A 10,282-nucleotide genomic window follows, 5' to 3' on the forward strand; every position below is an offset into this window, starting at 1 on the left:
CTTTACCGTTTTTTTGTTCAGACAGACCACTACGCTAAAGGAGATTTGATTATGACATTACTGGAACAAGCAAGAGCCGGTATCATCACCGACGAAATGAAAGCCGTTGCCGATAAGGAAGGGATTTCCCCGGAATTTGTTCGCCAAGGCGTTGCGGATGGCACCATTGTCATCCTCCACAGCTCCCGGCCCAACATCACCCCCGTGGGGGTTGGCCGTGGCATGACCACCAAGGTATCTGCCAGTGTGGGGATGTACGAAGACACCGACACCATCGAGGGTGAAATGGCCAAGATTGAGGCCGCCATTGCCGCCAAGGCAGATACCATCATGGACCTTTCCGTCCGGGGGCCCATTGAAGAAATGCGGGAGAAGGTTCTCTCCACCGTGGATCGTCCGGTGGGGACGCTGCCCATGTACGAAACCCTGGCCGAAACCGCAAAAAAATACGGCACAGCCCTGGATATGACCCCCGAGGATATGTTTGAAATGATTGAACGCCAAGCCGCCCAGGGTGTCAGTTTCCTGGCCATGCACCCGGCCACCACCCTTCAAATCATTCACCGGGCCAAGGAAGAAGGACGGATCGATCCCCTGGTGAGCTATGGCGGCAGCCACTTAATCGGCTGGATGATTCATAATAACACCGAAAACCCCATGTACACCGATTTCGACCGTATTGTGGAAATCTGCCACAAATACGATGTGGTGCTCTCCTTTGCCGATGGCATGCGTCCCGGTGCCGTGGCGGACTCCTTAGATGCAGCCCAGGTGGAAGAGTTGGTCTTGATCGGTACCCTGGTGCGCCGGGCCCGGGAAGCTGGGGTCCAGGTCATGGTCAAAGGACCCGGCCACGTCGCCCTGGATGAAATTGCCTGTACGGTTCAGCTTGAAAAGAAGCTTTGCCACGGTGCTCCTTACTTCGTCTTTGGCTGCCTGCCCACGGATGCCGCCGCGGGCTTCGACCACATCACCTCTGCCATCGGTGGTGCTGCCGCGGCTTACGCCGGTGCCGATTTCCTCTGTTACGTCACCCCCGCAGAACACATTGGTATGCCCAGTGTGGATGATGTCTACCAGGGTGTCATGGCTTCCCGCATCGCCGCCCATGCAGGGGATGTGGCCAAGCGCCTGCCCTCGGCACTGGCATGGGATAAAGAAATGTCCGTGGCCCGCCGGGAAATGAACTTCCCCCGCCAGTTTGAGCTGTCCATCGATCCTGAAACTGCCGAGCGGATGTGGCGGGAACGCAGTACCTCCTTCACCTCAGAATGTACCATGTGTGGGAAATACTGCGCCATGCGGATTGTTGAAAAGTATTTAAGAGCAGAAGCATAGAGGAGAAACCACAATGACAACACAATTATTACAAGCCCGTGCTGGTAAAATTACGGAAGAAATGGAAAAGGTTGCTTTAATGGAAGGGGTCACTCCGGAATTTGTCCGGGAGGGTGTGTCCAAGGGACACATCGTCATCCCTAAAAACCGTTATCGGGATCGGGAAAAAATCTGTGGCATCGGTCACGGTATGGATGTCAAGGTTAATGGCCTCATGGGAACCTCCTCGGACCGTAATGATATGGAAATGGAAGCCCGAAAGCTCAGAATGTTAGAAGAATGCGGCGCCCATGCCTTCATGGATCTGTCCACTGGCGACGATATCGACGCCATGCGTAAGCAGTCCCTGGCGGTTTCCAACATCGCCGCTGGCTGTGTGCCCATTTACCAGGCCAGCGTTGAAGCCATCGAACGCAATGGTGCTATGGTGGATATGACCGCCGATGATCTCTTTGCCGTGGTGGAAAAGCAATGTCAGGAAGGGATGGACTTTATGGCCGTCCACTCTGCCCTGAATTGGCAGGTGTTAAATGCACTGAAGAAAACGGGCCGGGTCACGGATGTGGTCAGCCGTGGGGGCTCCTTCCTCACCGCCTGGATGTTCCACAATGAAAAGGAAAATCCCCTTTATGAACAATTCGATCGGCTCCTTGAAATCCTTAAGGCCACTGACACCGTGCTCTCCATTGGGGATGCCATCCGCCCTGGCTGTAATGCCGACTCCCTGGATGCTGCCCAGATGACAGGTCTCATGGTCCAGGGCGAGCTGACCAAACGGGCATTAGAAGCAGGGGTTCAGGTCATGATTGAAGGTCCAGGCCATGTGCCGCTGAACCAGATCCGCACCACCATGCAAATGCAGAAACGCCTGTGCTACGGTGTTCCCTTCTACATCCTGGGCTTCCTGGCTACCGATATCGCCCCAGGTTATGACAACATCACCGGTGCCATCGGCGGCGCCTTTGCCGGTATGTACGGTGCCGACTTCCTGTGTTACCTCACCCCAGCCGAACATCTGGGCCTGCCCAACGAAGAGGATGTCAAAATGGGGGTTCGCTCTACCAAAATCGCCGCCGACTGCGCCAATATGCTCCGTCGGGGCGGCAAAAGCTGGGAACGCTCTCTGGCCATGTCCAAGGCCCGGGTAGCCCGGGACACCGAAGCCCAGATTGCCAACAGCCTGGAACCGGAAATCGTCCGTGCTAAAATGGCCGCCGAACCCCACAGCGACCACTGTGCCGCCTGCCAGGGTGCCAAGTGCCCGGCAGATGTCGCCGCAGAATTTTTCGGCATAAACTAAGCCATGGGGGAAATCCATGGGTAATGCTTGTTGAAAGCTTGCTTTCATAAAAGCATTGCACATGGATTTACCATACGGCGCAGCCGCGAACGAGCGCAGGGCGAAAGCCCGGAGCGAGTGAGGCATGGCGCACTGAATTCAAAATCGGAGAAACCACTATGTCAACTCTAACTTTAGATTATATCCTCGATCACACCCAGCCCTCAGACCCAGAGTGGGAAGCTAAAGCCGCTGCCCATGTGGAAGAGCTGGCCATTCCCCCCTGGAGCCTGGGCCAGGTCCTGACCCTCGGGGTCAAGCTGGCCGGTATCCAGCGCACCATCCACCCCAATGTCGATAAGAAAGTCATCCTCACCATGGCCGCCGACCACGGCGTAGCCGAAGAAGGCGTCTCTGCCTTTCCCCAGGAAGTCACCATGGAAATGGTCAAGAACATCGTCGCTGGAGGTGCTGGTGTCAACATCCTCGGTAAAGCCAGCGGGGCGGAGGTCCGTCTCGTTGACATGGGGGTCATTCCCGATATGCCCGATTTAGTGGCCTCTGGTGCCGTTATCGACTGTAAAATTGCCCACGGCACTAATAATATGCGTAAGGGCCCGGCGATGACCCGGGAGCAGGCCATCGCCGCTCTGGAAGCCGGGGCACGGGTCGCCGATGATCTCATTCATAAGGAAGGGGTTCAGCTCCTAGGCACCGGTGATTTAGGTATCGGGAATACCACGCCCAGTGCGGCTATACTGGCTGTTATGGGGGAATATCCTGTTACCGCTGTTACCGGGCGGGGCACCGGTGTCGATAATGCTGGCCTTCTGAACAAAATACAGGTCATCAAGGATGCCATCCGCATCAACGATCCGAACCCGGCTGACGCTCTGGATGTCCTGATGAAAATTGGTGGGTACGACATCGCCGGCATCGCTGGAATGATTTTAGGAGCCGCGGTTAACCAGACCCCCGTGGTGGTGGATGGTTTCATTTCCACTGCCGGGGCCCTTATCGCCAAGGGACTTTGCCCAAGTGCCGCCGACTACATGATCGCCTCCCACCAATCCCAGGAGCCTGGGCATCAAATGATGTGGCAAACGCTTATGATGCGTCCCCTCTTAAATCTTGACTTCCGCCTGGGCGAAGGAACCGGAGCCGCCGTGGCCATGCATCTGGTGGAGTGCGCCGCCCGGTGTATGAACGATATGCTCACCTTTGAAGAGGCCTCAGTCACCAATGGCCTGGCTTAAGTACGATCCCAATGCAAGCGGCGGCCAGTATCTCGAGGATCTGGCCACCGCCTACTGGTATTCCGATACCCTATTTACCGCCCTGAATCTAGGGCTTTTTGACTTTTTAGACCGCAGCCCCAATGCAACCACGGCGGACATGGCTGAGAGCCTGAATTTGGACGAAGGCGCCCTCCTTCGATTCTTAAAGCTCCTAAAATCCCTGGATTTGGTGGATCGCTATGAAGGAACCTGGTACAATACCCAGCTATCCTCAGATTATCTGGTTGTCGGCCGTCCCCTGTACCAGGGGGGCAATATCCGCTGGCGGGAAGAACTCCAGGGGGATTGGTCCACCCTCAGGGATGTCCTGGCCGCCGGGACCCGGACCCATTTTCCAACCGCCACGGTTTCTGAGTCGGAAATGGAAGCCCGGCGTCTGGATTACCTCAAAGCCATGGACGCCGTCATCAGCCTGAAAATACCGGAGATCCTGCCCCTTTTGGGCGAAGCCATCCCTCCAAATGCCCGAATCCTGGATGTGGGGGCTGGCAGCGGCGGATTTACCACCAGTCTCCTGGCGGCCTATCCCCAGGCCCAGGCCACCCTCATGGATATCCGACAGATTCTCCCCCACACCCGTACCCTGGTAGAGACTTATCCTCCGGATATATCCCGGCGTATTCGTTATGTGGACCAGAATATTTTAGAGGATCCCTGGCAGGAGGCTGCCCACTACGATCTCATCATCCTCTCCAATATTGTCCATGCCTACAGCGAGGCTGAAATGGCCCTGGTCCTGAAGAATGCCGCAGCCCATCTGGCGGAGGACGGACTGATGCTCCTCCACGATTTCTATACCGACCACTGGGAAATCAAATCCCGGCTGTCCGACATCAACATGCTGGTGAACACCTACAACGGCCGGGCCTACGACAGCACCTGGGTCACCCAGGCCCTGAAGGGCCTGGGGTTAGCCACCACCGGCCTTACACCCCTGGATTCCGACACCAGCATCGTCTTTGCCTCAGCCTCCCGCCAAACCCTGGATGCCCTGTCTCTGGACCCCGTGGCTCAGCTCATTCCAGTTATTCGCGCCCTGGGTTTTACTGAGGCCATTCCCTTTGTACCAAGGGATGTGGTAGTGACGGACTTTGCCCAAAACAAATGCCGTTTTGGATGCAATTCCTACGATAAAAAACACTGCAGCCGGAACCATGAGCTAAGCCCCGGGGAAACCCAGAGCCTCATAAACACCTACACCCGGGCCTTACTCTTAAAGGGAGAGCCCCCTACCGGGGATTTCCAACAGCAATGCCTGGCGGCGGAAGCCGCCGCTTTTAAGGCTGGGTATTACAAGGCCTTTATTTACTGGGCTGGCCCCTGCAGCATCTGCCCCAATTGTGATTTATCGGAGCCTTGTACCAACCACAAGCACAGCCGGCCATCCATGGAGGGCTCCGGCATCGATGTTTTTGCCACCGTCTCAGCGGTGGGTGAGACCTTAAAAACCCTGAAGGAAAAGGGCGAAGTCATCAAATACTATGCACTGCTCCTTTTAGAGTAGAAAGAGGTAAGCATGAAAAAGAAAAAAATATTGCTCATCCAGGCTATTTCCATGGAGGGAATGGACATTGAACGGGTTTATCCCATTGGTATCGTCACCCTGGGCTCCATCATTGAAAGAAGCGGCTACTACGCCGTCTCCATCTTTGATATGAACATGGCCATGGACCCCTACGGTGATTTAATCCGCACCATTCGGGAGGAAGAGCCGGATATCCTGGGGATATCCCTACGGAATTTAGACCCCCTGGGAAACCGCACCACCTCCCTCCTGGTCCCCTTCGCCATCACCTTGGACCTGATTGCCGAAGCGGCACCAGCGCTGCCACTCATGGCTGGCGGCACCGCCTTCTCCCTCTTTCCGGAACGGCTCATGGCGGAATTCCCCCAGATTACCTGTGGTATTGTCGGAGAGGCAGAGGAAAACATCCTCGCCCTGCTGGATCATCTGGACAATCCGCCAGCCTTACCCGGCATTATTTGTCGGCAAAATGGGCAGATCCATCTGACCCCACCCACCGGCACCTTCGATATGGCCGAATATCAAATGCCCAACCGGGATTTGCTGGATCCCCGGGAATACCTGAAGGTCAACAAATATGTGGAAAGCGTTGGGGTTGAGACTAAACGCGGCTGCTGCTTTTCCTGTGGCTATTGCTCCTATCCCATCCTCCAGGGCCATTGCATGCGGTGCCGGGATCCCAAAGACGTGGTGGACGAAATTGAATTTCTTCAGAAGAAATACGGTGTGGAACGCATCCACCTCACAGACTCCATCGTCAATTTCCCCGTGAACCATCTGGATGCCATTTGTGAGGAAATCCTGGCCCGAAATCTAAAAATCAAATGGAGTGGCTTCTTCCGGGAGGATCTCTTCACCCTGGAAAATGCCCGATTGTACGCCGCCTCGGGGTGTGAGTGCTTTTCCCTCTCCCCGGACGGCCTGTGTCAAAAGCATCTGGATATGTTAGACAAACACTTAACGGTGGAACAGATTTTAGATACCGCCCGTATTCTCTCCCAGGTGGGCATTACTACAGTGTATCACTTCTTAGTCAATGTCCCTGGAGAAGATGCCCAAACCATCGCTGAATCCAAGGCCCTCATCGATGCCATCTACGACATTCACCGGGATTCCAAAAGCATCGGAACCATCGTCTTAAACCTCATTCGCATCATGCCCAGGACCAAGGTGGAACGCCTGGCCCGGGAAAGCGGGGAAATTGACGATGATACCGACCTGCTTTACCCCGTGTACTACGATCCCGCTGCCCACCGCACCCTACGCTACGAATTGGAAATCTATCATCAACGGCAAAATGTACAGATGTGGTCCGGTATTGAATGATTCGAAAGGAAAAAGAAAATGCGCATCTTATTATTAGAACCTCCCCGTAAGCCTTCACCAGACCGGCAGAACGATATCGCCAATACTACCCTGGCCTCCTGCCTAAACTCCGGCTATCTGGCATCCACCCTGCTGGCCGCCGGCCACTGCGTCGATTTAGTGGAAGGTTACATGGAAAACCTCAGCTACGCGGCCATCGAAAAAGAAGTCGCCGCCTTCCAGCCCCAGCTTCTGGGCATCCATCTGGTGTACAATTGGGAGGACAATCACACCCTCTACGCCTTTATCACCCGGCTGAAGGCCGACTATGGCATCCAGCACATCACCATCTACGGCTATTACCCCACCTTCGCCTATCCGGAAATCTTCCACCGCTGCCCAGCGGTGGATACCGCCATGCTGGGGGAAAATGAAATCACCATCACCCGGTTGGTGGATTCCCTGGATGATTTCACCGGGATCCAGGGCCTGGCTTATCCCAAGGGGGATGGCACCTTTGCCGCCAGCTTCGGGCAAACCATCACCGAGCTTGACCGCCTGCCCTTCCCCATCCGTAAGGCCACCAGCTACCCCGGGGGTGAGGTCAATATCTTTGGGAGCCGGGGCTGCTACAACGATTGTACCTTCTGCTATATCAACCCTTATTACGGCAATCAGGGGGGCTGTGCCAAATGGCGGGGGCGCTCACCGGAAAACATCATTGCGGAAATCGACCAGATTATTGCCCAGACCGACCACCGGTATTTCTACTTTACGGATCCCAATTTCTACGGCCCGGGCAAAGTGGGCCGGGATCGGGTCCTGAAGCTGGCCACACTCCTTAAGGAACGGCCCATTACCTTCGGCATCGAAGCCCGGGCCAACGATATTGACCAAGAAACCACCGCCGCCTTGGTGGAAGCTGGCTTAAAGGACATCCTGGTGGGTCTGGAATCCGGACGGGATGAAACCCTGGCCCGACTCAATAAGCATACCACCGTCAGCGATAATGAACGGGCCCTGGCCATCCTCCGGGAAAATGGCATCCAGCCCAATGTAGGCTTCATCATGTTTGAGCCAGACTCCACCTTTGAGGACCTCCGGGCTAATCTGGCCTTTCTCCAGCGCAACCAGCTCCTGGAGCGTTTGGAAATCTCGGTCAATGTCCTTTATCACCATCAGATTATTCTGGCCGGGAGCAGCAGCTACCAGGACCTCAAGGCAGCGGGACGGCTGAATATCTCCGACCACTCCGTCTACGAGGCCGATACAGACTACCTCCACCCTGAGGTGGCCGCCTTGGCTGCCCTCATGCGGGGAATCACCAACCATATCTTTGATTATATGGCTGACACCTGGCAGCAATCGGCTATCAAGGACCCGGAGATGGTAGCCCGCTACGCCGCCATCAACACCATCCTGGTGGATGCCTTTGAGGATGCCTTGGCCCATCCGAAAAGCTTGGTCCAGAGGGATGTGCTTCTTTCACAGGCCTGCAATCAGATTGACAACATTACAGTATCGTAAAAATAGTAATCCTCAGTGCTGCAATGACGAAGCCCATGGTTAAAAGCTCTGTAACGGGCATGGCTAACCACAGGGCGTTGGCACCAAAGAGCGCCGGCAGTACATAAATCAGGATGCCACTGACGACGATACCCCTAGCCGATGCAATCATTAAAGAAAGCCCCGGATGCATGACAGACTGGAAATAGTAGGTTGAGCACACATTAATGGGCAGGAGCAGGAAGGACAGGCCATACATCCGCAGGATGCCCGGCGCAATCTGTAATATCTCCGGGGAAGCCTTCATAAAGATATGGATAAACCCATTGGGAAAAATAAAAATACACGCCGTCCAAAGCACCCCAAAGCAAAATGCTGTCATAATCATATAGCGCAGCGTGGCTTTAACCCGCTGGCCCTGACCCGCGCCAAAATTCGTTGCTAAAAGCGGCTGACCCGCCTGCCCAACACTGTAGGCGCAGCACTGGACGATGGTGCTGATATTGACGATAACCCCATAGATAGACAAGGCGTTGGTTCCTGAATAATTCATAATCTGGCGGTTGAATAAAATGGTCAAGACCCCCATAGCCACATCGATAATGAAGGTGGAAAAGCCAATGCGCAGGATTTTTCCAACCTTTTCCCATCCCCGGATGGGGCGGCACAGGCCCAGAGTATTCTGCTTCGATTTAAAATGGGTCAGCATGACAAGCAGTGAAGCCACCGCCCCTACTGCCGTGGCCAGACCTGCCCCTTTAATCCCCATATCCAGGATAAACACACAAAAATAATCTCCAAAGATGTTTAACACCCCGCCAATTAAAACCGCCGCCGTCGCCAGGCCCGGTACCTGGTCATTCCTTAAAAAGGCAGCCAGCATCTGGTTGAGTAAAAACGCCGGCACCACGTATTTAACGGGAGCCAGATATGCCTTTGCCAAGGGCAGCAGGATTTCTTCCGCACCGAAAAACCCCAGCATTTCCGTATCAAAAAAACCAATGGCCAGCCATGCCACAGCCGCTAAAATAGCTGTTAAGATCAGGGCCGCGGTAAAGTATTGGTTCTGCTCCCCGCGTGCCCCCTGGCCCTTTGCCTAGGCCAATAACACCGAGCCGCCAATGCCGGTGAGCAGCCCCAGGCTGTAAATAATATTCCATACTGGTGCCACCACGGCCAGTGCGGCAGTCCCCACCGGCCCCTGATACTGCCCCACCATGGCCATGTCCACAATGCCATAAATCGAGCTGATTAAAGCGCTGCCAAAAGCGGCCCCCAAATATTTAAAATAGGTTGGTCTGATTCGATCTCGTAATAAATCCATCGTCTTCCTTTCCATAAAAAAAAGCTGGATAAGGAGACAGACATTTCAGCCTGCCACCTTATCCAGCTCACCATTTCCAACGAATGGCTCACCCTCCGAGTGAACAAATGCATTATACATAAGGCGGAGGTGAAAGTCAACGGGAATTTGGCGCTATGGCACTAAACCCGATTTTTCTAATCCTCCGAAGGACTTTTCAAAACGCGCCTTGGTCATTTATGCTTTTTCTGGTATTTTCCGTTCTGTCATTTTATACACCGCCTTATTCCTTTCTCTTTTCACGTGTATCTCTTCCCAGGTTTCGTTCAATACTTTTTGATTCCCCTGTAATCCGCTGCTCAGAAGCGCATCACTGCCTTTCCAGAAATGGAGCGTTTTTTCTATTGTGTCCGTTCAATAAATCCATTCAATGCTTCATTCTATTGTTCCCGTGTGAGCAGTTTTCGGAAATCTGATACGACCGGATCTTTGGTATAAAGGCAAAAGAGATTCCATGCAATGTCACACAATTGCTTCGTGGACAATTCACGATATCCCCCGGCGATGTTATCCTTCTGAACCGTCTCTGGCACCGCATTGAGAACATATGTCTCCATAATACGCATTTGTGCGGCGTCTATTACTTTCATAAAAATGTCTTCTTTATTCTTAAAATGTCGATATAAGGCGATTTCTCGAACGGATACCTCCTCCTCATACCCTTCCTG

The 10,282-nt window shown here is 54.1% G+C and carries 8 protein-coding genes and 1 pseudogene; 6 read left to right on the forward strand and 3 right to left on the reverse strand.

Annotated elements, in window-relative coordinates; genetic code table 11:
* Nucleotides 1-51: 51 nt before the first annotated feature.
* The 6 genes from thiC (at nt 52) to BLU30_RS04400 (ending at nt 8,272) form a co-directional block, all read left to right on the forward strand.
* On the forward strand, nt 52-1,338 hold the full coding sequence (thiC, locus tag BLU30_RS04375) for a phosphomethylpyrimidine synthase ThiC (RefSeq protein WP_090243862.1): 1,287 nt from the start codon (nt 52-54) through the stop codon (nt 1,336-1,338).
* A 13-nt stretch (nt 1,339-1,351) separates the two neighbouring features.
* Nucleotides 1,352-2,638, forward strand: coding sequence for a B12 lower ligand biosynthesis ThiC-like protein BzaB (gene bzaB / locus BLU30_RS04380; protein ID WP_090243864.1), 1,287 nt, complete (start codon nt 1,352-1,354; stop codon nt 2,636-2,638).
* A gap of 158 nt (nt 2,639-2,796) precedes the next feature.
* Nucleotides 2,797-3,873 carry a nicotinate-nucleotide--dimethylbenzimidazole phosphoribosyltransferase gene (gene cobT / locus BLU30_RS04385; RefSeq protein ID WP_090243866.1) on the forward strand — a complete coding sequence of 359 codons (1,077 nt, stop codon included), beginning with the start codon at nt 2,797-2,799 and terminating at the stop codon, nt 3,871-3,873.
* A complete protein-coding gene (locus tag BLU30_RS04390) occupies nt 3,860-5,419 on the forward strand; it encodes a DUF2284 domain-containing protein (RefSeq protein WP_090243867.1) in 1,560 nt (519 codons plus the stop codon). Before cobT ends, BLU30_RS04390 begins: the two co-directional genes overlap by 14 nt.
* A gap of 12 nt (nt 5,420-5,431) precedes the next feature.
* Entirely contained in the window at nt 5,432-6,766 is a 1,335-nt protein-coding gene (bzaD, locus tag BLU30_RS04395; protein ID WP_090243868.1) for a B12 lower ligand biosynthesis radical SAM protein BzaD, read from the forward strand.
* An 18-nt stretch (nt 6,767-6,784) separates the two neighbouring features.
* A complete protein-coding gene (locus BLU30_RS04400; protein WP_090243870.1) occupies nt 6,785-8,272 on the forward strand; it encodes a B12-binding domain-containing radical SAM protein in 1,488 nt (495 codons plus the stop codon).
* Here the strand turns inward: BLU30_RS04400 and BLU30_RS14660 are convergent.
* The 3 genes and pseudogenes from BLU30_RS14660 to BLU30_RS04410 all read right to left on the reverse strand — a co-directional run bounded on the left by BLU30_RS14660 (nt 8,259) and on the right by BLU30_RS04410 (nt 10,204).
* Nucleotides 8,259-9,020, reverse strand: a complete 762-nt coding sequence (locus BLU30_RS14660) for an MATE family efflux transporter (RefSeq protein ID WP_340148125.1) — start codon at nt 9,018-9,020, stop codon at nt 8,259-8,261. The genes BLU30_RS04400 and BLU30_RS14660 overlap by 14 nt on opposite strands.
* 33 nt (nt 9,021-9,053) lie before the next feature.
* A pseudogene (locus tag BLU30_RS14665) lies at nt 9,054-9,590 on the reverse strand (MATE family efflux transporter); the annotation flags it as partial.
* Nucleotides 9,591-9,994: 404 nt separating this feature from the next.
* Nucleotides 9,995-10,204, reverse strand: a complete 210-nt coding sequence (locus BLU30_RS04410) for a hypothetical protein (protein WP_090243872.1) — start codon at nt 10,202-10,204, stop codon at nt 9,995-9,997.
* Nucleotides 10,205-10,282 lie beyond the last annotated feature (78 nt).

The organism is Eubacterium barkeri (assembly GCF_900107125.1).
GTDB lineage: Bacteria > Bacillota > Clostridia > Eubacteriales > Eubacteriaceae > Eubacterium_O > Eubacterium_O barkeri.

What these genes read in the sequence shown, in the direction of transcription:
- thiC (WP_090243862.1), top strand. Translation starts at nt 52, where the DNA reads ATGACATTACTGGAACAAGCAAGAGCCGGTATCATCACCGACGAAATG.
- bzaB (WP_090243864.1), top strand. Translation starts at nt 1,352, where the DNA reads ATGACAACACAATTATTACAAGCCCGTGCTGGTAAAATTACGGAAGAA.
- cobT (WP_090243866.1), top strand. Translation starts at nt 2,797, where the DNA reads ATGTCAACTCTAACTTTAGATTATATCCTCGATCACACCCAGCCCTCA.
- BLU30_RS04390 (WP_090243867.1), top strand. Translation starts at nt 3,860, where the DNA reads ATGGCCTGGCTTAAGTACGATCCCAATGCAAGCGGCGGCCAGTATCTC.
- bzaD (WP_090243868.1), top strand. Translation starts at nt 5,432, where the DNA reads ATGAAAAAGAAAAAAATATTGCTCATCCAGGCTATTTCCATGGAGGGA.
- BLU30_RS04400 (WP_090243870.1), top strand. Translation starts at nt 6,785, where the DNA reads ATGCGCATCTTATTATTAGAACCTCCCCGTAAGCCTTCACCAGACCGG.
- BLU30_RS14660 (WP_340148125.1), bottom strand. Translation starts at nt 9,020, where the DNA reads ATGGGGATTAAAGGGGCAGGTCTGGCCACGGCAGTAGGGGCGGTGGCT.
- BLU30_RS04410 (WP_090243872.1), bottom strand. Translation starts at nt 10,204, where the DNA reads ATGAAAGTAATAGACGCCGCACAAATGCGTATTATGGAGACATATGTT.